At 71.6% G+C, this 19,824-nt stretch carries 21 protein-coding genes; 6 read left to right on the forward strand and 15 right to left on the reverse strand.

All coding sequences use genetic code 11. From position 1 onward, the window contains the following. On the forward strand, positions 1-1,393 hold a 1,393-nt coding region (locus EJK15_RS71110), incomplete at its 5' end, for a hypothetical protein (protein ID WP_171074715.1). 88 nt (positions 1,394-1,481) lie between these two features. Here the strand turns inward: EJK15_RS71110 and EJK15_RS35835 are convergent. Genes EJK15_RS35835 through EJK15_RS35845 form a run of 3 tightly spaced genes read right to left on the reverse strand, consistent with a single transcriptional unit; the run spans position 1,482 to position 4,423 of the window. Next, on the reverse strand, positions 1,482-2,306 hold the full coding sequence (locus EJK15_RS35835) for a TIGR03619 family F420-dependent LLM class oxidoreductase (RefSeq protein ID WP_138714919.1): 825 nt from the start codon (positions 2,304-2,306) through the stop codon (positions 1,482-1,484). Between the two features lie 54 nt (positions 2,307-2,360). Continuing rightward, complete coding sequence (locus EJK15_RS35840; RefSeq protein WP_138714920.1) at positions 2,361-3,323, reverse strand: acyl-CoA dehydrogenase family protein; 963 nt, start codon at positions 3,321-3,323, stop codon at positions 2,361-2,363. Beyond that, on the reverse strand, positions 3,320-4,423 hold the full coding sequence (locus EJK15_RS35845; protein ID WP_138714921.1) for an acyl-CoA dehydrogenase family protein: 1,104 nt from the start codon (positions 4,421-4,423) through the stop codon (positions 3,320-3,322). Before EJK15_RS35845 ends, EJK15_RS35840 begins: the two co-directional genes overlap by 4 nt. Positions 4,424-4,489: 66 nt before the next feature. Between EJK15_RS35845 and EJK15_RS35850 the strand changes: the two genes are divergently transcribed. Then, the gene (locus EJK15_RS35850; protein ID WP_138714922.1) at positions 4,490-5,581 is read left to right on the forward strand and encodes a helix-turn-helix domain-containing protein; all 1,092 of its coding nucleotides are present in this window, start codon (positions 4,490-4,492) and stop codon (positions 5,579-5,581) included. Here the strand turns inward: EJK15_RS35850 and EJK15_RS35855 are convergent. After that, entirely contained in the window at positions 5,559-6,524 is a 966-nt protein-coding gene (locus EJK15_RS35855; protein ID WP_138714923.1) for an alpha/beta hydrolase, read from the reverse strand. The two genes, EJK15_RS35850 and EJK15_RS35855, sit on opposite strands and share 23 nt — an antisense overlap. Positions 6,525-6,618: 94 nt before the next feature. Then, positions 6,619-7,287: a type 1 glutamine amidotransferase domain-containing protein gene (locus EJK15_RS35860; RefSeq protein WP_138714924.1), complete on the reverse strand. Its 669-nt coding sequence runs from the start codon at positions 7,285-7,287 to the stop codon at positions 6,619-6,621. Positions 7,288-7,503: 216 nt separating this feature from the next. Between EJK15_RS35860 and EJK15_RS35865 the strand changes: the two genes are divergently transcribed. Together EJK15_RS35865 and EJK15_RS35870 are read left to right on the forward strand one after the other, a co-directional pair. Then, on the forward strand, positions 7,504-8,886 hold the full coding sequence (locus EJK15_RS35865) for an FAD-dependent oxidoreductase (protein WP_138714925.1): 1,383 nt from the start codon (positions 7,504-7,506) through the stop codon (positions 8,884-8,886). 111 nt (positions 8,887-8,997) lie between these two features. Then, the gene (locus tag EJK15_RS35870) at positions 8,998-9,795 is read left to right on the forward strand and encodes an SDR family NAD(P)-dependent oxidoreductase (RefSeq protein ID WP_138714926.1); all 798 of its coding nucleotides are present in this window, start codon (positions 8,998-9,000) and stop codon (positions 9,793-9,795) included. Between the two features lie 8 nt (positions 9,796-9,803). Here EJK15_RS35870 and EJK15_RS35875 read toward each other — a convergent pair whose 3' ends face one another. Continuing rightward, positions 9,804-10,829 (reverse strand): phosphotransferase family protein, encoded by a 1,026-nt coding sequence (locus EJK15_RS35875; RefSeq protein WP_138714927.1) that lies wholly within the window; start codon positions 10,827-10,829, stop codon positions 9,804-9,806. Continuing rightward, positions 10,826-11,044, reverse strand: a complete 219-nt coding sequence (locus EJK15_RS35880) for a hypothetical protein (RefSeq protein WP_206061299.1) — start codon at positions 11,042-11,044, stop codon at positions 10,826-10,828. The genes EJK15_RS35875 and EJK15_RS35880 overlap by 4 nt, the downstream gene beginning before the upstream one ends. Positions 11,045-11,292: 248 nt before the next feature. Here EJK15_RS35880 and EJK15_RS35885 point away from each other — a divergent pair, with 248 nt between their 5' ends. After that, positions 11,293-12,051, forward strand: coding sequence for an SDR family NAD(P)-dependent oxidoreductase (locus EJK15_RS35885; RefSeq protein ID WP_138714928.1), 759 nt, complete (start codon positions 11,293-11,295; stop codon positions 12,049-12,051). 12 nt (positions 12,052-12,063) lie between these two features. On the opposite strand, the gene EJK15_RS35890 is transcribed toward EJK15_RS35885, so the two are convergent. The 6 genes from EJK15_RS35890 to EJK15_RS35915 are packed head-to-tail and all read right to left on the reverse strand — an operon-like array spanning position 12,064 to position 17,023. Next, complete coding sequence (locus EJK15_RS35890; RefSeq protein ID WP_138714929.1) at positions 12,064-13,110, reverse strand: MBL fold metallo-hydrolase; 1,047 nt, start codon at positions 13,108-13,110, stop codon at positions 12,064-12,066. Beyond that, on the reverse strand, positions 13,107-14,621 hold the full coding sequence (locus EJK15_RS35895; protein WP_138714930.1) for a class I adenylate-forming enzyme family protein: 1,515 nt from the start codon (positions 14,619-14,621) through the stop codon (positions 13,107-13,109). Before EJK15_RS35895 ends, EJK15_RS35890 begins: the two co-directional genes overlap by 4 nt. Before the next feature lie 39 nt (positions 14,622-14,660). Beyond that, on the reverse strand, positions 14,661-14,981 hold the full coding sequence (locus tag EJK15_RS35900) for an EthD domain-containing protein (RefSeq protein WP_138714931.1): 321 nt from the start codon (positions 14,979-14,981) through the stop codon (positions 14,661-14,663). Between the two features lie 28 nt (positions 14,982-15,009). After that, the gene (locus tag EJK15_RS35905; protein ID WP_138714932.1) at positions 15,010-15,420 is read right to left on the reverse strand and encodes a nuclear transport factor 2 family protein; all 411 of its coding nucleotides are present in this window, start codon (positions 15,418-15,420) and stop codon (positions 15,010-15,012) included. A gap of 26 nt (positions 15,421-15,446) precedes the next feature. Further along, positions 15,447-15,800 carry a nuclear transport factor 2 family protein gene (locus tag EJK15_RS35910; protein WP_138714933.1) on the reverse strand — a complete coding sequence of 118 codons (354 nt, stop codon included), beginning with the start codon at positions 15,798-15,800 and terminating at the stop codon, positions 15,447-15,449. Positions 15,801-15,838: 38 nt separating this feature from the next. Continuing rightward, positions 15,839-17,023 (reverse strand): ABC transporter substrate-binding protein, encoded by a 1,185-nt coding sequence (locus tag EJK15_RS35915; RefSeq protein ID WP_138714934.1) that lies wholly within the window; start codon positions 17,021-17,023, stop codon positions 15,839-15,841. 170 nt (positions 17,024-17,193) lie between these two features. Here EJK15_RS35915 and EJK15_RS35920 point away from each other — a divergent pair, with 170 nt between their 5' ends. Then, positions 17,194-17,889 carry an alpha/beta fold hydrolase gene (locus EJK15_RS35920; protein ID WP_138714935.1) on the forward strand — a complete coding sequence of 232 codons (696 nt, stop codon included), beginning with the start codon at positions 17,194-17,196 and terminating at the stop codon, positions 17,887-17,889. A gap of 42 nt (positions 17,890-17,931) precedes the next feature. Here EJK15_RS35920 and EJK15_RS35925 read toward each other — a convergent pair whose 3' ends face one another. Together EJK15_RS35925 and EJK15_RS35930 are read right to left on the reverse strand one after the other, a co-directional pair. After that, entirely contained in the window at positions 17,932-18,573 is a 642-nt protein-coding gene (locus EJK15_RS35925) for a TetR/AcrR family transcriptional regulator (RefSeq protein ID WP_138714936.1), read from the reverse strand. An 80-nt stretch (positions 18,574-18,653) separates the two neighbouring features. Continuing rightward, the gene (locus EJK15_RS35930) at positions 18,654-19,802 is read right to left on the reverse strand and encodes an acetyl-CoA C-acetyltransferase (protein ID WP_138714937.1); all 1,149 of its coding nucleotides are present in this window, start codon (positions 19,800-19,802) and stop codon (positions 18,654-18,656) included. Between the last annotated feature and the right edge of the window lie 22 nt (positions 19,803-19,824).

Consider the following 19,824-nt stretch of genomic DNA (forward strand, 5'->3'; position numbering starts at 1 on the left):
GACCTCCACTTCCGCCGCCGCAGGCCAGGCCGCCAAGAAGGGGAAGCACGCCAAGCCGACGACGGCCGACACGACGTCGGTGACCGCCGAGCCGCTGCCGACGCACGTGGACGCCTCAGCCACCGGCCCGTTGCCGAGCATCGACTCTCCGACGCTGATCGGGTCCGCCCTGGTGGCCGCACTCGCCCTGCTCGCCGTGGCCAAGACCCGCCAGTCCCGGGTACGGCTCGCCGCCGCCACAGCAAGCACGGCGCCACGCCCGGCCAAGCCCGCACCCCATCGCCGCCGGCGGCGCGGCAGGCGGCGCGGCGCGGCGCAGCCGGCTGACACACCCATGTGGACCCGGCACCTCCTGGACACCCTCGAACCCGCTACACAACCCGAACGACCCACCGTCACGGCAGACGCCGACCTCACCGCCACGGCGAACGCGGACCTCGCCGCCGCCGCCGGCCTCACCACCACGGCAGACGCCGACCTCGCCGCCACCGGCCTCACCGCCACGGCAGGCACCGAACCGCGCATCGCCGCTGCTCGTGTCGAAGGGCTCATCGCCGCCCGCTTCGCCGAGCACCCCATCGGTGCCCGGCACGGCGAGCAGCCCAGCGTCGGCGCGGGTTCCGGGCAGGTGCTGCGGCTGCGCGGCACAAGGCCCTTCGACCCGTTCGCGGACGCCGCGCCGCACCGCTCCGCCGCCGGTCACGCCCCCGGCCGCTCCTCGGGCGATCGCACAGCGAGCCGCTACGCCGGCGACCGCACCCTGGACGGCCACACCGCCGACCGGCACAGGGCTGACCACCACGCCGCCGACCGGCACAGGGCCGATCGCCACACCGCCGACACGAGCCCGTTCACGCCTGCCTTCGACACGGGCTCCTTCGGAGCGCCGCTCGACACCGGGCCCTTTGAGCCCTGCTGGGACACCGGGCCCTTGCAGCGGATCCGTGACACCGACCCCTTCGAGGACGCCTTCAGCGCCAGTCCGGCCGCGGCCGCCTTCGGCGCAGACCCGTTCGGGTCCACCGGGGACACGAGCCCCTCACAGCCCGCTCGCGACACCGGCCCTCTCGTCCTCGACACCGGGCCCTTCGCGCGCGTCGTCATCCCGCAGGCGACCAGCGCGTTCGACGCCTTCGCCCCCGCCGGGAGCGGCACCATGGGCGGGGACATCCTCGACTCGCCCGGCATCGGCACGGCGGCCTACCGAGGACGTCGCCGGCGCCGGGAGTCGCCGGTGGAGAAGCAGTTCGCCGCCTCCTCCACCAACATCCCGCCGCATGGCAGCCGCCACCGCACCACCGTGTCCCTGCCGGGGCACGACGACCGCGAACTGGTCGGCGCAATCAGCGCCTCCTCCACCGGCCGCGCCCGAAGGGGCCGCCACCGCGCCTGACCACAACGGCACGACACCGCAGCCTCACGGCACCGCAGCGTCACGACACCACGGCGTCACGACACCACGGCGTCACGGCGCGGCGGCGTCACGGCGCGCCGCTGCCGACCCCGTACCGCTCGGCGAAGGTGGCGAGGCTGGAGACGGCGTCGCGGCTGCGCGTCCAAGGACGGACGATCAGCCGGTCCACGCCCAGCGCCGCCCACGCGGGCACCTCCTCGGGCGAGGCCAGCGAGTAGGCGTGCGCCGTCACGGGCACGCCGGCCCCGAGCCGGTCGAGCTGCGGCTTGATCGACTCGATCGTGTGCGGCATGCTGATCCACCCGTCGCAGAGCCGGGCCGCCCGGCGCAGGGCGGCCGGCGACTCCCCGCCCGCGAGCACCGGCAACCGCCGCTGCACCGGCTTGGGCTCGAAGGCGACCTCGGGAAAGGAGTAGAACCTCCCGGAATGGGCGACCACCGGCTCGCTCCACAGCCGCCTGACCACCTCGATCGCCTCGTCCAGCCGCGCCCCGCGCGTGCCGAAGGGGATCCCGGCCGCCTCCCACTCCCCTCGGTACCAGCCCGCGCCGACCCCGCAGATGGCCCGTCCCTCCGAGACCACGTCGAGGGTGGCGAACGCGCGCGCCGACACGAAGGGGTGGCGCAGGGCCAGCAGCTGCACCGCCGTGCCCAGGCGGACGCGGGAGGTGAGGGCGGCCAGCCAGCACAGGAACGCGGGCGCGTCGAACAGCGGCGTCGCCGGCTTGATGCCCGGATCTGACGTGCCCGGGTAGACAGCGAGCGACAGGTCGGTGGCGAAGACGAGGTGCTCGGGCAGCCACACCGACTCGAACCCCAGCTCGTCGGCGGCCATCGCCACGTCCTTCCACGCGGCCGGATGCAGCAGCCCGAGCGGCACGCCGAACTTCACGAGAACCTCCCCAGGGGGCCGCACATCACGCCGGCCGCCGCGCGCCACCGCACCTCATGGGTACCTCCGCAGGTCGCCGCCGAGCAAAGCGGTGCGCAGGCGTTCGCGGTGGGCGGCCGTGGTGCCGTACGCGGCCGACAGCGACCAGGCCCGGGCGAGCCAGAACCGCAGATCCAGCTCCTCGGTATAGCCGATGGCCCCGTGGACCTGCAGCGCCACCCGGGCCGCCAGCGTGGCGGCCTCCCCGGCGGCGACCTTGGCGGCGCTCACGTCCCGCTCCACTGTGGCGGCGGCCCCGTCCACCGCCAGGGCGGCCCGGTACACCATCGGCGCCGCGAACTCGACGGCCACGGCCACGTCGGCGAGCTGATGCTTGACCGCCTGGAAGGACCCGATCGGAGCGCCGAACTGCGTCCGGACCCGGGCGTAGGCGACCGAGACCGCGAGCAGCTCCCTGGCGACCCCGATGAGCTGCGCGGCGGTCGCGACCGTGACCCGCCGCAGCGCCGGTGCGGCCGAGCCGCCCAGCCTCTCGGACTCGTCGAAGGCCACTTCGAACAGCGGCCGGCACGGATCCACGCCGGGCCGGGGCGTGAGGCGTACCGACTCCTTGGCGACCAGGCGCAGGCCGTCGGCGCCGGCCACGACGAGCAGGTCGGCGAGGTCGGCGTCCGGCGCGTACACCTGGCCGGGCAGCAGCACGCTGACGCACACCGCCCCCGAGGCGAGCTTGGGAATGCCCGCCGGCAGGTACGGCGCCGCGACGGCGGTCTCCACGACGGGCCCGGGCAGGCACGCCCGCCCGGTCTCCTCCAGCGCGGGCAGGACGTCGGCCAGGCCGAGCCCCAGCCCGTCGCTCTCGGGAGGCAGGAGCAGCCCGAAGAACCCCAGCACGGCCAGCTGCTCCCAGGCCGGCCGGCGCTCGGACCGCAACGCGGCCGGCGGGCAGTGCGCCCGCAGCACGTCCCGTACGGTCGCGCCCAGGGCGAGCTGCTCGTCGGTGAAGGCGAAGTTCATCGTGGCAGCCCCAGGACCCGCTCGGCGATGATGTTGCGCTGGATCTCGTTCGTACCCGCGTAAATGGGCCCGGCCAGCGAGAACAGGAACCCGTCCAGCCACGGCGTCTCCCCCGCCCGCTCCCCCAGCAGCTCCATGGCCAGGGCGTGCATGCGCAGGTCCAGCTCGGACCAGAAGACCTTGCCCATGCTGGCCGCCGCCCCGGCCTCCTCCCCCGCCATGATCTTGCGCGCGGTCCCGAACGTGTGCAGCCGGTACGCCTCCGCCTCCGCCCAGCACCGGGCGGCACGGTCCGCGAGCGCCGGGTCGGCGGCGGTGCGGGCCAGCGTGACGAGCCGGTCGGCGGTGGCCAGGAAGCGCCCGGGGCTGCGCAAGGTGAGGCCGCGTTCGGAGGAGGTGGTGGCCATCGCGATCCGCCACCCCTCCCCGACCTCGCCCAGCACCATCGACTCGGCGGCGAACACTCCGTCGAAGTGCAGCTCGGCGAACCCGGGCAGCCCGTCGAGCTGCGCGATCGGCCGGACGGCGACGTCGTCCAGCGGGAACATGAAGTACGTCAGTCCCTTGTGCCGCGTCCCCGACGTGCGGAAGAGGCCGAACCCGTGCGTGGCGTGGGCGGCCCGCGAGCTCCACGTCTTGTGCCCGTACAGCCGCCAGCCGCCGGGTACGGGCTCGGCGCGGGAGGTCAGCGCGGCCAGGTCGCTGCCAGCCTCCGGCTCGGACCAGGCCTGCGCCCACACGTCGTCGCCCCTGGCCATCCTCGGGAGCCAGCGGTCGCGCTGCTCGGGGGTGCCGTACCTCATTAGGGACGGTGCCAGGAGGAAGATGCCGTTCTGGGTGACGCGGGCGGGGGCGCCGGCGGCCCAGTACTCCTCCTCGAAGATCAGCCAGTCGATCAGGGAGGCGCCGCGGCCGCCGTACTCCTCGGGCCAGGAGACGACGGACAGCCGCGCGCCCGCCATCCGGGCCTCCCAGGCCCGGTGCGCTTCGAAACCCTCGGGGGTGTCCATGGACGGGAGCGGCCCCGGCGCGTGCGCGTTCAGCCAGTCGCGAACCTCGGCGCGGAAGTCCAGCTCGGCCGGGGAGAAGTCGAGATCCACGCCTACCAACCTAGCGCACGCTTGGTAGGCTCGCCAGGTCGCCGTTCACCGAACTAGTCTGGGGTTGTGCAGGGACTGCTGCTGCGACTGTCGACGCTCGACAGCGACGCGGAGAGCGCGGTGCGGGTCATCGCCTACTTCGACTCACTGCTGCGCGACCACGTGAGCGTTCCGGTGCTGCTCGCCGCCACGGCGCGGCTGGCGCAGTGCCCGGTCGGGCTGTTCGACGCGACCGCCGACCGGCGCACCCGCACGTCGCCGAACGGCTCCGTGGACACCCCCGCGGCCTCTCCCGCCCAGGTCAGGGAGCTGAGCTCCGGTCTCGGGTCGGTCTGGATGGAGCGCGAGGGGCCCCCGCACGGGCTCGACGAGATCGTGCTCGAGCGGTACGCCGCCGCCGCGGAGGTCACCCTGGAGCGTGCCGCCGCTCTGGCGCGGGCGGGCCAGGACCCGGCGCTGGTCGAGCTGGCGCTGTCGGCCGAGACCGGCGAGACGGAGCGCGCCCGGGCGCTGCGCCTGCTCGGCTTCGCCCCGTCCACCCCGCTCCAGGCCCTCGCGATCGCGCTGCCCGACCAGGGGCTGGCGGCCGGCCTGCGCGCGATGGGTCACCAGGTGCGCGAGGCCAGGATCGGCGACACGGAGGCCGTCCTGGTGGCGACCACCCTGCCGAGGCAGCCCGGAGACGCCGTCGCCGACCTCGGCCCCGAGCTGCCCGAAGGGGCGCGGGTGGGGATCGGGCCCGGGCTGCCGGGAGCGCAGGCGGCCGAGTCCTGGGCCGGCGCGCGTACGGCGCTGCGCTTCACCGGCCCGCACGACCGGGTCATGCGCTGGTCGGAGCTGGGCGCGCTGGCGCTGTTCGCCGATCTGCCGGAGGCGGCGGTCGCGGGCCTGGCCGACGTCCAGGCGATGGCGCGGCTCGGTGACGAGGCCGTGGCCGCGGTGCGGGCGCTGTGCCTGGCCGGCTCGATCCGCGGCTCGGCCACCGCCGTTCACCTGCACCACAGCTCGATGGCCGCCCGCATCGCCCGCGCCGAGTCCGTTCTGGGCTTCTCGCTCGCGGACCCGGCGGGCCGCCTGCGCGCCCACCTGGCCCTCGCCCTGCTACGGCTGCACGCGAACATCAGCCCGGCGAACGTCAGAGGCCGTACGCCCGCTTGAGCGCGGCCACCCGGGACGCCCTGGCACGCTTGCTCAGCTCGGCGTCCGGCACCATGCCGTCGAACCCGTGGAAGGCCCCCGGGTAGAGGTGGAACTCGGTGGACACCCCGGCCCGCGACAGCCGCAGCGCGTAGTCCAGGTCCTCGTCCCTGAACACCTCCAGCTCCCCGACGTCGATGAACGCCGGAGGCAGCCCGGACAGGTCGGTGGCCCTGGCCGGGGCCGCGTACGGGGACACGTCGTCGGCGCCCATCCGGTCGCCGAGCAGCGCGCCCCAGCCGTACAGGTTCGCGGACCTGTCCCAGACGATCGCGTCGGTGAACTCCTGGCTGGACGGGGTGATGTTGCGGTCGTCGAGCATCGGGCAGATGAGCAGCTGGAAGGCCACGTCGGGGCCGCCCCTGTCGCGGGCCAGCAGCACGGTCGCGGCAGCCAGCCCGCCGCCCGCGCTGGCGCCGCCGACAGCCACCCTGGCCGGGTCGATGCCCAGCTCGTCCGCCGCCTTGGCGGTCCACACCAGCCCCGCGTAGCAGTCCTCGACCGGCGCGGGATGCGGGTTCTCCGGCGCCAGCCGGTAGTCGACGGAGACCGCCACTATGCCGAGCTGCTCGACATAGCTGATCATCAGCGCTTCGTCGATCTCGGGCGTGCCGAGGATCATGCCGCCGCCGTGGATCCAGTAGAGCGCGGGCCGGTTCCCGGCCTCGTCCGCCGGGCGGTAGATCCGTACCCGGATGTCGGGCGCGCCGTCGGGTCCCGGCACCTGCCGGTCTTCGATCACCACGTCGGTCTCGGCGGGCGGCGCGGCGGCGAGGAAGGCGTTGATCTGGGCCCGGAACCCGTCGAGCTGCTCGAGCGACAGGTTCGACAGGTCGGACGCAGGCAGCGGCGACTGCTCGATCCCGGTGCGGAGTTCAGGGTCGAGGTTGGGGTGGTATGCCATGCGGTTCACCTTTCCACGGGGCGCGTTGTGCTACTCCGATGGTCAGAGGCAGCGCCCGTGGCGCACAACCGCCATCCGGCGGCGATTGTCCTCCTCACGCCCGCCGTTCGGCGAGGACCTCGACGACCCGCTCGGCGAGCGGGGCCGCGCTGGCGGGGTTCTGGCCGGTGGCGAGGCGGCCGTCCAAGACGACCCGGGCCTGCCAGTGGGGGCCCGGCTCGTGCTCGGCGCCCCGCTCCACCAGCTTGTCCGCCAGGAGGAACGGCACCACGTGCGCCACTCCCCGCAGCTTCTCCTCGTCGTTGGTGAACGCCGCCACCCGCTTGCCCGCCACCAAGTATGACCCGTCGGACAGGGTGAGGTTCACCAGCGCGGCGGGGCCGTGGCAGACGGCGGCCACCACGCCGCCCCGCTCGTACACCTCCCGGCCGACGCGGATGACGCCGGGATCGTCGGGGAAGTCCCACATGGTGCCGTGGCCGCCGGCGTAGAGCACGGCGTCGTAGCGGGAGGCGTCGACGTCGGCCAGGCGGGCGGTCTCGCGCTGCTCGGGCGAGGCGAGGAAGGCGACCTGGGCGGGGTCGCCGGGATCGAACCCGTCCTGTGGCGGCTCGCCGCCGCGCACGCTGGCGACGTCCACGTCGTATCCGGCCCGCCGGAAGATCTCCCAGGGGTGGGCCGCCTCGGGCACGTAGTATCCGGTCTTCTCCACGCCGCCGAGGTCGTCGTGGCTGGTCAGGGCAATCAGGATGCGCTTGGTCATGCCTCACAGCATCGCCCCCGGCCGCCATCAGCCACAAATCACCAAACCACCCCAGAGCCATCACAATATTGATATGCCGCCTATCTCGCTCGACCTGCTCCGGATACGGTCGGCAATCCATCATTTGAACTGAATTGAGTTTGGTCTATGGTGGCAGATAGGCCCGGGTCGGTTCGCTGAGCGGCCGATCAACGTGTGCCGCGAGAGGAGAGTCGCGTGAGCGCAGAAGCCGTCGACCTGCTGATCATCGGCGCCGGCATGGCAGGATTGACCGCCGGCGCCCGCGCCGTCCGCAACGGACTGTCCGTACTCATCGTCGAGATCAGCGGAGACGTCGGGGGATCCGCGCGCTTCGCCGGGTACGTGTGGACTGCCCCCACCCACGAAATCATGGATCAGCAAAATCCCCATGGAGACGTCCCGCTGAAGCGAGCACTGGTGGACAGGTTCGCCGACGGGGTCTCGTGGATTCGCTCCGTCGGCGTCGAGGTCAAGGACGCGCAACGCATCCTCAGCTTCGGCCGAGGGCACCAGTTCGACACCAACCACTACGTCGACACCTGCTGGCGCCTCATCCTCGACGGCGGTGGCGAACTGCTGCTCAACACCGAAGCCAAACGGCTGCTGGTCGAGCGCGGGGTCGTCGCCGGAGCGGAACTAAGGCCGGCCGACGGCACGCGAAAGCGGGTGCGAGCCCGCTCCACGCTCATCGCGACCGGCGGATTCCAGGGCGACCCGGAGCTCCGCACCGCTCACGTGCACCCTCACGCCGACCGTATGCAACTGCGCTCGAATCCGCACAGCCGCGGCGGCGGCTACCGTCTGGCCGCCCAGGCCGGTGCGGCCACCGGTCATGAAACCGCCGGCTTCTACGGCCACCTCGTCCCGAGTGGCATCCCTTTCGCCGATCCGGCGGACTTCGTCGACCTGTCGCTGTATTACAGCGAGCACGCGCTGCTGTTCAACCTGAACAACGAGCGGTTCGCAGACGAGACGCTGGGCGACCACCTCACGACCATCGCGCTGCTGGAGCAGCCCGAAAGCCGCGGTCTCCTCATCGCCGACGCCCGCGTGTTCCGCGACTGGATCGTCGGCTCGTATGTCGAGGGAGCGGTCGCTGTGGACAAGTTCGCTCTGGCGAGCAAGCGAGGCGGCCGGGTCGGACTTGCCGACGATCTCAGCGAACTGGCGTATCTTCCGGCGGATTGGGGCTACGACGGCGAGGCCGTTCGCGACGGCGTCGAGCAGTACAACCAGCGCGCCTCGGCAGGGCTCGAGCCGACGCCCGGCCGGCGGCTGGATCCTCTCCCGCTCGACGAACCGCCGTACTACGTCATCGAGACGGTTCCCGCCATCACGTTTCCGTTCCACGGCCTGCTCATCGACGACCGGGCCCGCGTCCTGAACCTGGATGGCGAACCACTCGGCGGACTCCTCGCGGCGGGGTCGGACGTCGGCGGCCTGTGGAACCGAGCATACGCGGGCGGTATCGCGGCCGCCCTCGTCCTCGGGCTCACCGCCGCGGACACCGCCGCAAAGGCCGCCGCAGACGCCGCTGCAAAGGCCACGGCGGACGCCCCGGCGAAGGCGGCGACGTGATACATCCAGCCCTCCCCCTGGCGAGCCCCGCGGCCGCTCTGCCCGCTTGTTGCAGCACGTCAGATCGCATCCCCCGGGGATGCTGTTGACCGTCTCGAAAGGAGCGGCCCCATGACCGGGACCGGCAACGGGAGATTCGAGGGGGCGATCGCGCTGGTCACCGGAGGCGGATCCGGGATCGGGGCCGCGGTCGTCCGGCAGCTCGACCGCGAGGGCGGCTCCGTGATCTATGTGGCCGACGTCGACGAGGACGGAGCGAAATCCGTGGCCGCGACCACCAGGTCCGGCCGCGCGGTCGTCCTGGACGTCACCGTCGCCGCCGACGTGGAAGCGCGGATCGGGCGGATCGTCGCGGAGCACGGCCGGCTCGACGTCGTCGTGAACTGCGCGGGGGTCGACGATCCCCGCGCCAAGGCGCGGATTCTCGCCGCCCAGCAGTCGGGTGAGCCCGTCGACGTGTTCCGCCACCTCGAGGACGATCAGTGGCTCCGTGTCATGCGGGTCAACCTCGACGGTACGTTCCACGTCCTGCGTGCCGCGGTGCGCGCGATGATCCCGGCCCGCCGCGGTGCCATCGTCACGGTCGGATCGTCGGCGGCCTTCGACACGCTCACGGGCTACGCCCACTACGCGGCGTCCAAGGCAGGAGCCCATGCGCTCGCGCAGTCGGTGGCCAAGGAGGCGGCGGCGTTCGGCGTACGGGTCAACGTCGTCGCGCCGGGTCCCGTGGACACCCCCATGGCGGCGCGGACCCCCGCGGCGGTGAGGGAGGCGCTGGCGGCGTCGGGACCGGTCGGGTACGCCTCCCCCGACGAACTGGCGGACAACATCTTGTACCTGGCGTCCCCCGGCGCCTCGAACGTGGTGGGCGCCGTACTCCTCAGCAACGGGGGCCGTTTCACGGTCTGAGGCCCAGGTCAGGGGAAGGTGTCGAGACCGGCCTGCAGCAGGGCGGGCACGGCCGAGCCGACGGCGTCGAACCCCGCTCCCACGGTCTGACCCGCGAGCGAGCGGGCATGGATGCCCTCGGCGATGACGGCCAGCTTCAGGTAGCCCAGCGCCTGGTAGAAGGCGAGCGACGAGATGTCGCGGCCGGATCGTTTGGCGTAGCGCTCGGCGAGCTCGTGCCCGGCCGGGAATCCGGCGTTGGCCGTGGGGGCGTGGCGCACTCCGAGCACCGGCTCGCAGACGGGGTCCCAGTAGACGAGGAGCAGGCCGAGGTCGGCGAGCGGATCCCCGAGCGTGGACATCTCCCAGTCGACGATGGCCAGCAACCGGCCCGGGTCGGCCGCGTCGACGATCGTGTTGTCGAGCCGGTAGTCGCCGTGGACGACGGACGTCCCGCTCGCCGCCGGTGTCCTCAGAGCCAGCCGCCGGTGCAGCTCGTGGAAGGCGGGCAGATCCCGGGTCGCGACGTGGCCCCATTGTCCGTGCCAGCGGCGTACCTGACGCTCGAGGTATCCGACGGGCCGGCCGAACCCGCCGAGGCCGATCTGTCCGGGGTCGAGTGAGTGCAGCCGCACCAGCTCGTCGACGAGAATCTCGGCGCACCGCCGCGCCTGGTCCGCGGGGAGTGCGGCGGCGTGGTCGCCGTCGCGGAGGACGGCTCCGTCCACGTACGACATGATCGTGAACGGGACGCCGATCACAGCGGTGTCCTCGCAGCACAGCACCGCCCGCGGCACCGGTACGCCGGTCGGCCCCAGCGCCTCCACCACGCGGTACTCGCGGCTCATGTCGTGCGCCGACGGGGTGAGCGTCCCGAGAGGCGGCCGGCGCAGCACCCAACGGCTGATCCCGTCGGTCATGAGGTAGGTGAGATTGGAACGGCCGCCCTGGATGAGGCTCAGTCGCAGGGGTCCCCCGCACCCGATACGCCCGTCGAGGAAGCGCCGCAGCGCTGGGACGTCGACGCCGGGAAGCTGTGTGCTGCCGGTGCTCATCGCGTGCCCGCCCGGTCCCGTGCGGCGCGCACAGCCCGCCGCGCGATGGCGGCTCGGCGCGCGGCCTCCTGCAACCGGCGCCTGAGCGGTGCGGGTCCGTCGTGGACGGAGCCGCCGGAGGCCGGCTCCTCCGGCAACACGACGTCCCGGGCGAACTCCGCGGTACACCGGGTGATGTCGGCGACATCGACGCCGACCTGGAACTCAATGGGCACGCCTGCTCCTCTGTGCTGCGGCTGACGGCTCGTTCTCCGCCGGCGAGGACGCGTACCGGCACGGCGTCTCGTCCTGCTCGGGGGTCGGCGCCACCGCGCCGGGCCGCCGGCGCCCGATCCGCCCGGTCCCGATGGTCCGGGACACGCCCGTGGCCCTTGGCCACTGGAGCGGCTTGTTGCTATTTTGAACTGAATTCAGTCCAATTACAATACGGCGGCCGTTCCAGGCGGCCCGAAAGGAGTGTGCCGTGAAAGCTCGACTGTCGGGACGTGTGGCTCTGGTGACCGGTGCGACCGGCGGAATCGGCGACGCCATCGTCCGCAGGTTCGCCGCGGAGGACGCGACGGTCGTGGTGACCGACGTGGACCCGGGACGCTGCGAAGAGGTCGCCGAGGAACTGACGAAGGCGGGCGGGCGCGCCGTCGGCCTGGGCCTCGACGTCACGGACGAGCAGGCCTGGGAGACGGTGGTGGACGAGGTGGGCGCGAGTCTGGGCGGCCTGTCCGTGCTGGTCAACAACGCCGGCATCGCCAGGATGACGGACGTGGAGACCGAAACGCTGGAGACCTGGGAAGAGGTCGTCGCGGTCACCCAGCGCGGGGTATGGCTCGGGATGAAGCACGCCGGGCCGGTGATCGAGCGTTCCGGCGGGGGCTCCATCGTGAACGTCTCGTCGATATTCGGCACGGTCGGCGGGTTCGGCGGGCAGTTCTCGTACCACGCCGCCAAGGGCGCCGTGCGGCTGATGACGAAGAACGCGGCTCTGCACTGGGCGACCCGTGGAGTCCGGGTCAACTCGGTCCACCCGGGGTTCATCGAGACCCCGCTGTCGCGCAAGCTCTGGCGCGGGACTCCCCGGCTCGAAGCGATGATCGGCAACACCCCGATGGGACGGCTGGGCCGCACCGGCGAGGTCGCCGACGCGGTGTTGTTCCTCGCCTCCGACGAGTCGAGCTTCGTCACCGGTTCCGAGTTGTACGTGGACGGCGGGTACACGGCGCGGTGAGGCGCGAGGGTGTCACGGCGCCGCGTCGTCCACCCGCGTGTACCTGGTCACACCGCCGTCGAGTACGGCGGTGACCCGTCCGCGTGCCACCAGGACGTCCAGGTGGGCGGCGGTCTCGTTGATCGCCAGCATCTGGTTGAAGTCGTCCAGGCCGGCGAACGGGATGTCGCGCCGTGTCCAGGTCAGCTGTCGCGCCACGGCGTAGGCGTCGAGGGTTCGCGTGCCGAGGGTGCGCAGCGTGTGCGCGAACCGGTTGTCATGATGGAGCAGCAGTTCGGCGACGCGGGCGTGGACGCTGCCGGTGACCGGTCCGTGCGCGGGCAACAGGCGGGCGTCGGGGTAGCCGGTGACGAGCCGTAGCGAATCGAGGTAGTCCGCCAGCGGGAGCCCCGGGTCGGCGAGCTCGAAGCCGATGGACGGCGTGATGTGCGGCAGCACGTGGTCGCCGGCGAACAGCAGCCCCGCCGCCTCGTCCAGGTAGACCACGTGCCCCCTGGTGTGGCCGGGCGTGGGGATGACGCGGAGCGCTCGCCTGCCCAGGTCCGCCACGCCCGCACCGATCCAGTTGTCGGGGGCCTCCCAGTCGGTCTCGTCGAACCCCGTGTAGCTCTGGATCTTCAGCAGCCGATCGGCCAGGTCGCCCGCGCCGCCGCGGCGCAGGACCCTCAGGGACGTGACGGGCACGTTGCTGCGGACCTCGCCCAGCAGCAGTTCCAGGCCGCGCCGCTCGCCGGCGCCGAGATGCACGCGCGATCCCAGCAGGCGGCGCAGGGCCACCGCCTGCGTGTAGTGGTCACGGTGGATGTGGGTGACGAAGATCTGAGTGATCTCCGCCAGGTCGTGCCCCAGTGACGCCATGGCCGTCTCGAGGACGTGGCGGCTGCGTGGAAGCGCCCAGCCGCCGTCGATCATGACGACGCCGTCGTCTTCTTCGAGCAGGTAGACGTTGACGGCCCGCAGACCGTCGCCGGGAAGCGGAAGCGGGATCCGGTGCACGCCGGGTCCGATCGTCTCCGCTCCCTCCTCGTCCCACCGGCCACGCTCGGCGCGGGTCGTCACGCCTGCGCCTTCTCGGCCGGGCTCACCAGGTTGGCATGCAGGTCACGCGCGAGATCACGGGCGCGGGCCCGCGAGACCTTGCCCACCGTGGTCTGCGGAAGCTCGTCGACAGGGAACACGAACTCGGGCCATTTGGTCTTGGACAGGCCCCTGTCGTGGAGGTGCCGCGTGATCTCGCCGAGGTCCGGCGAGCCGCCGTCCGCGGCGATCACCAACGCCGCGACCCGTTCTCCGAGAAGCTCGTCGGGGACCGGCACCACGCAAACCTGCCAGACGCCGGGATGGGTCGCGACGGCGCGCTCCACCTCGGTGACGTCGATGTTGCGGCCCCCACGGATGATCACGTCTTTCTCGCGGCCCATGACGCTGATGGTCCCGTCCTCGTTGATCGTCATGAGGTCGCCGGTGGGGAGGAACCCGTCGGGGGTGAGTTCGGGAGCGTTCAGCCTGCCGTCGCGGGCGTACCCGAGGAACAGCGACGGCCCTCGCACCTGCGCTCTGCCCACCTCGCCCGGCCGTGCCGCACGCCCCTCACCGTCGACGACGCGGAGCTCCGTGCCGGGGAACGGGCGCCCGTCGCGGCCGAGCCGGATCTCCGGCGGCTCGTCCGGCAGCGGCGAGGTGTGGCCCAGGCACTCCGACATCCCGAACACCCGCAGGATCCGGGTGCCCAGCGACTCTTCGGCGCGGGTGAGGGCGGCCACGTCCATCGGGCCCCCGCCGACGGTGATCGAACGTACGCCCTGGAGCACCCGCGAGCCGGCGGCCGCGGCGCCCAGCTGGAGCGCCATGGTCGGCACGCACATGGTCCAGCGCACCTGTGTCTCCGCCATGCGAGCCAGGGCGGCGGCGGGATCCCACCTGCGCCACAGGACGAGCGGGCCCTCGAGCGCCAAGGCCATGTAGACGCCGAAACAGTAGGCGGCGGTGGACGACAGCGGCACGAGCGCCGCGACCGCGTCCCCTTGGCGCAGCCCGTTGACGGCGACGGTCTGTACGCAGGCGTACCGCAGGGCGTCCTCGTTCTGCACGACTCCCTTCGCCCGTCCGGTGGAGCCGGAGGTCAGCCCGATGAGCGAGCCACCGGCCCAGTGTGAGACGTCACGCGGGCCATGACCGGAGCGGACCGCCCAGCCGTCCAGCACATCGCCTCCGGGGGAGGCCGGCGGGAGAGGCAGGGACCACTCCTCGACGGCCGCCGGTTCGGCCACCACCGCGTCGGGCCGGATGTCCTCGAAGGCCACGGCGGCCTCGGCGCCGGTCGTGTGGCGGTTGACCACCGCGAGCACGCCGCCGCTCATCCCCACGGCCAGGGTGGCCGCGATCGTCCGCCACGAGTTGTCGGCCTGCACCATGACGGTGCCGGCGCCGCCCTCGCCGGCCAGGGCCTCAGCGAGCGCGCCCGCATGAGCGAGCAGTTCCCGCGCGGTATGACCGCCGGAATCGTCGATGACGGCGACGAAGTCCGACTCGGCGGCCCTCCGCTGGAACTCACTCACTACCTGTCGCATTCCGCCCTCCTCGCATCCCCGCGCTGAATCGTGCCGCCCTCAGGCCGTGAACATCTCCTTCTCGGTGCCCATGACGGCGAGCCGGCGGCCCTTCATGTCGCCGACCTGGGCGACCGCCGCCGCCCACTCGGGACTGGCCAGCGCCTTCCTGAGGTCGTCCGCGCTGTCGAAGCTGAGCACCGAGACCCCGTCCCAGCCCTCGGAGCGGCTTTCGAACGCCGCGTCGATCTCGGTGTGCCGCCACGCGCGCAGTCCCGGGAGCCGGTAGGTGAGCTCGGCGTGCTCGCCGCGCCACCAGGCGATGAACTGCTCGTGGGTCCACTCCGGCGGTCGTGCCGCCAGAAGCACGAGGTTGTACATCCGATCTCCTGTTTCGCTGTTCGGGTTCCTACGACGTGCCCGCGCCGACCTGAGCCGCCTGTCCCGGCGCGTCGAATCGGACCGCCGGGGATCTGCCGATCAGGAGCCGTTCGAGGCGTCCCGACTCGCCGAGCTGTCCGGCGGCGACGAAGCTCGCCACCGGCGCACCCGCACGACGTACCTCGCCCAGGAACAGCTCGCTGCGCCCCGACGTGCTCGCCGCCACCAGGTGGTGGGTGAGCACGCCCTTCTCCCGCTGCTCCAGGTAGTGCTCGAGGGCGGGCCGGCCGCCGGCGAAGTCGGTCGCGGAGTCGCCGCCGGTCGAGAAGAGGATGGAGAAGGTGAAGTCGTCGGTGATGAGGTCGAGGATCCTTTCCGGCTCGTCGCCGTCCAGGATGCGGAACCACGCGGTGAGAAACGGCGCCGCCGTGCCGGACATCGTGCCCTCCTGCCGTTGTCGTGTCCTCAAGCCGGCCAGTCCAGCAACTCGAAGGACGTGGTGAAGAATGCCTGGTAACGGGCCATTTTTCCAGCAGGGGACACCACGGCCGCGGAGTGGAACGCCCCGACCGGCTCACCCGACTCGGTGACCACCCCGTAGACCGTCTCGAAGTTCTCGTCGACGGCCGAGCGGAGGATGTGGTGAACCCGGTCGACGGCGTTGCGCCCGGCGATGTACCGCGCGAAGTCCTCCCTGGACCGTCCGGTCACCTCGCGGCCAGGCAGCGCGATGAGGAATCGGAAGTCCGGCTCCACATACTCGAGCGCCTTGTCCGGATCGTGGCTGTCCATGCAGGCCATGTACTCACGCAGCACCATGACTTCATCCTCCTGCTCGTCGCATACCCAGGGCGTCGTCAGCGGTCCGGCGGCGTGTAGAAGTCGCCCTGCGACTCGAATTTGCCACCCTTCACGACCACCTTCTGCACCGCCCGGGTCCCGAGGTGTTTGTCGGCGCTGAAGCTCATCACCGGTGCCACGCCGGGGTCGATGTTGCCGGCCTTCTCGTAGGCGGCCACGAGCGACTGCGAGGTGATCGGCCCCTGCACGGTCTGCGCTACCTGGACGAAGACCTTGGCCGCGGTCCATCCCCACAGGGCGATGAAGTCGGCCTGCTGCTTCGGCGCGTATTTGGCCATCGCGTCGCGGAACTCCGCCACCGACGGATCGCTGTCGATCGGCGACCTGACCAGCTGCACCGCCCTGAAGCCTTCGGCGGCGTCGCCGGCGAGGGCCAGCGTGGACGCAGCCGCGGTGGGCGCATAGCCGTAGGCGGGCACCGACAGGCCCTGCAGCTTGGCCTCCTTGAGGAAGGCCGCGGCCTCCGGCGAGGCGAGGATCAGGATGATCGCGTCGGGCTTCTTCGCCTTCACCTGAGCGATCACGGGGCTGTAGTCGGTGGACTGGAACTTGACCGAGAGAAGCTCGGCGCTCGCCCCCGGGCCGGCCTTCTGGAGAACCGGCGCCACCTGCTTGGCCACGTTGACGAACGCGGCCGGGTCGCTGTGCACCACCAGCACCTTCTTCGCGCCGTCCTCGGCCACCCAGGCCGCCAGGGCCGCGGCCTGGTCCTCGTAGAGTGTCTGGACGCCGAACAGACCCGGACGGGGCGGCGTGTACCAGGTCGCGGCGCCGCCGAGCTCGTTGAAGATCGGCACCTTGGACTGCTGGAGAACGAACGGGAACGTCGCCTCGCCCTGCGCGGTGCCGTTGGCGGCCACGATGGCGACCACCTTCTCCTGGCCGACGAGTTCTCTCGCGATCTGCACCGTCTGCTGCGGGTCGAACGCGTTGTCCTTGACGATCCAGTTCACCTTGCGGCCGTTGATGCCGCCCTTGTCGTTGATCATTTTGAAGTACGCATCGGCGCCCGCGTGTTGCGGGACGCCGGAGGCGGCCACGGGACCCGTGAGCGGGTACCAGGCGCCGATCTTGATCTCTTTGTCGTCTGCGGCATCGGAGGCACTGCCACCGCAGGCGCCCGTAGCGAGCACGAGGGCCAGGACACCGGCCATGAGAAGGGGGGTCGTACGGAAGCTCATGGGCACTCTCTCAACTGAGTTCAGTTCAGCTAACTGGACTCTAGTGCCGCACTCACGCCCGGGCAATAGCCCCGTGAACAAACAGAAACAGTATGTCCAGGCAGGGCTAGGTATACGAATTGAATTCAGTTATGGTTGGCCGCCTAGGCGCTACGACGAGGAGGACACCCATGTCGTTCGTTCTCATCCACGGGGCAGGCTTCGGTGCCGACTGCTGGGACGAGCTCATCCCCCACCTGGGCGCGGAAGCGCTGGCGGTCGACCTTCCGGGACGCGGGACAAGGGCGGAGATCGACCTGCGCACGGTCACCCTCGCCGACTGCGCCGAGGCGGTCCGGCAGGACGTCGAAGCGAAGGATCTGAGGGACGTGGTGCTGGTCGGTCACTCCTTCGCGGGCGTCACGGTGCCACGCGTCCTGGACCTCATGCCTGACCGGATCCGTCACGTCGTCCTTGTGTCGGGCGTGGTGCCTCCCGACGGAACCCGGGTGCTCGACCAGATAGATCCCGACGTGCGGGTTCTGGTCGAGCAGTCCATCGCCGGCGGCGTCTACCACCAGACCCGCGAGGGCGCCGCCGCGGTGCTGTGCAACGACATGGACGAGGCGACCGCCGCGTCCGCTCTGGACCGGCTCGTCGACGACTCGGCCACTCTGCTGAGCGAGCGCGTGGATCTGAGCGGGTACGGACGCGAGCTCCCCCGCACGTATGTGCACCTCACCAGGGACCAGTGCTACGTCGAGGAGCTCCAGCAGCGATCCATCGCGCTGCTGCGGCCCGACGTCGTCGATCTCGACACCGGTCACATGGCGATGGTCAGCGCGCCCGAGAAGCTCGCCGCCGTTCTCAACGCCGTGCACGGCTGATCGCCGTGCACGGCTGATCGCCGAGCCCGCCCGGGAGCTCGGCTAGATCGCGACCATCCGCACGCAGCAGTCCTCGGTCAGCTCGCCCACGGCGGACAGCGTCACCGGGCCTCTCGGGCGGTACCACCGCCAGACGCTCACGATCATGCCGAGCATGTTCAACGCCAGCGTGTGCGCGTCACGGCGCACGAACACGCCCTCCGACATCCCCCGCTCGAGCAGCTCGGTCCAGGCGCTCTCGATGCGATGCACCAGCTCGCGAGCCGCCTGGCGTTCGGTCTCCTCCCGCTTGGAGTTGCGGGGGACCGCGAGGAGCGCGAGGTTGTTCTGCAGAATGCGCATCTGCAGCACGTCCTTCTCGGAGACCGCGTACGCGGCGCGCACCGCCGCCCGGAGCGCGTCCATGGCATTGGGCTGATCGGCCGTCGCCTTGACGAACATCTCATGCGAGCGTTGCAGCTCGAGCCGCATGATCGTGAGCAGGCAGTGGGCCTTCGACTCGAAGTAGTGGTAGAGGGCCGTCTGCCCGATGCCCACCTGATCGGCGACCGTCGACCACTTGGTGGCGTCGTAGCCGTCCTTGCCGAACTTCCCTATGGCGGCCGCCAGAATGGCAGCTCGCTTGGATCGAGGACCCTCGTCCGGCTCCTCGATCTTCACCGCCGTCGTCTTCGCCGCAGTCATCACCTCTCCCGACGGGGGTGTCGGGAGGCGCCCTGGCACGCCCGAAACCAACCTGACTTGAACTCGATTCTATCCAATGATCATACCCGTTCGACGATCGTGGCGTTCGCCATTCCGCCGCCCTCGCACATGGTCTGCAGGCCGTAGCGCCCGCCGGTGCGGCGAAGCTGGTGGATCAGGGTCGTCATCAGCCGCGCCCCGGTGGCTCCCAGCGGATGGCCGAGGGCGATGGCTCCCCCGAACGCGTTGGTCCGCTCGGGCGCCGCGCCCATCTCCCTCTGCCAGGCCAGCACCACCGAGGCGAACGCCTCGTTGATCTCGATCAGGTCGATGCCGTCGATGGACAGGCCGGACCTGTCCAGGATCTTCTCGGTGGCCGGGATGGGCCCGGTGAGCATGTATATGGGGTCCGAGCCGACGACGGCCATGCTGTGGACCCTGGCCAGCGGCGTGAGCCCATGGCGGCGCACCGCCTCCTCGGAGGCGACGAGCAGGGCGGCGGCGCCGTCCGAGATCTGGCTGGACACCGCGGCGGTCAGCCGGCCGCCCTCGCTGAGCGCTTTCAGGCCGGCCATCTTCTCGAGGCTGGTGTCGGCCCGCGGGCCCTCGTCGGCCTCCAGCCCGAACGCGGGCACGACCTCGTCGGCGAAGGCCCCGTCCGACCAGGCGGCGACCGCGCGCCGGTGACTCTCCAGGGCGAACCGCTCCATGTCCTCTCGCGACACGTCCCACTTCTGCGCGATCAGTTCGGCGCCGCGGAACTGTGACACCTCCTGATCTCCGAAGTGGGTCCGCCAGCCCTCACCGTCGTACGGCGTGCCCATGCCCTCACGCTCTCCGACGGTGGCCGGGCTGGCGATGGGCACCAGGCTCATGACCTCGACGCCGCCCGCGACGACGAGGTCCGCGGCGCCGGACATGACCGCCTGGGCGGCGAAGTGCACGGCCTGCTGGGAGGAGCCGCACTGCCGGTCGATGGTCGTCCCCGGCACGTGCTGGGGAAGCCCTGCGGACAGCCACGAGGTGCGGGCGATGTTCCCGGTCTGCGCGCCCATCTGGCTGACGCAGCCGAAATACACGTCGTCGACGGCGCCGGGGTCGATCCCGGTGCGGGTGACGAGCGCGCGCAGGACGTGAGCGCCCAGGTCCGCGGGATGCACCGCGCTGAGCGCTCCCTTGCGGCGGCCGACAGGGGTGCGGACGGCATCGACGATGAAGGCTTCTGCCAAGGCATTCTCCGGTTGTTCGACA

Origin of the sequence: Nonomuraea basaltis (assembly GCF_005893125.1) — a bacterium.
GTDB classification, from domain to species: Bacteria; Actinomycetota; Actinomycetes; order Streptosporangiales; family Streptosporangiaceae; genus Nonomuraea; species Nonomuraea basaltis.

Excerpts from the sequence above, each read along its gene's own strand:
- EJK15_RS35915 (WP_138714934.1), bottom strand. The coding sequence starts at position 17,023 with ATGAGCTTCCGTACGACCCCCCTTCTCATGGCCGGTGTCCTGGCCCTC.
- EJK15_RS35860 (WP_138714924.1), bottom strand. The coding sequence starts at position 7,287 with ATGACCAAGCGCATCCTGATTGCCCTGACCAGCCACGACGACCTCGGC.
- EJK15_RS35875 (WP_138714927.1), bottom strand. The coding sequence starts at position 10,829 with ATGAGCACCGGCAGCACACAGCTTCCCGGCGTCGACGTCCCAGCGCTG.
- EJK15_RS35895 (WP_138714930.1), bottom strand. The coding sequence starts at position 14,621 with ATGCGACAGGTAGTGAGTGAGTTCCAGCGGAGGGCCGCCGAGTCGGAC.
- EJK15_RS35855 (WP_138714923.1), bottom strand. The coding sequence starts at position 6,524 with ATGGCATACCACCCCAACCTCGACCCTGAACTCCGCACCGGGATCGAG.
- EJK15_RS35910 (WP_138714933.1), bottom strand. The coding sequence starts at position 15,800 with ATGGTGCTGCGTGAGTACATGGCCTGCATGGACAGCCACGATCCGGAC.
- EJK15_RS35900 (WP_138714931.1), bottom strand. The coding sequence starts at position 14,981 with ATGTACAACCTCGTGCTTCTGGCGGCACGACCGCCGGAGTGGACCCAC.
- EJK15_RS35920 (WP_138714935.1), top strand. The coding sequence starts at position 17,194 with ATGTCGTTCGTTCTCATCCACGGGGCAGGCTTCGGTGCCGACTGCTGG.
- EJK15_RS35925 (WP_138714936.1), bottom strand. The coding sequence starts at position 18,573 with ATGACTGCGGCGAAGACGACGGCGGTGAAGATCGAGGAGCCGGACGAG.
- EJK15_RS35870 (WP_138714926.1), top strand. The coding sequence starts at position 8,998 with ATGACCGGGACCGGCAACGGGAGATTCGAGGGGGCGATCGCGCTGGTC.
- EJK15_RS35905 (WP_138714932.1), bottom strand. The coding sequence starts at position 15,420 with ATGTCCGGCACGGCGGCGCCGTTTCTCACCGCGTGGTTCCGCATCCTG.
- EJK15_RS35840 (WP_138714920.1), bottom strand. The coding sequence starts at position 3,323 with ATGAACTTCGCCTTCACCGACGAGCAGCTCGCCCTGGGCGCGACCGTA.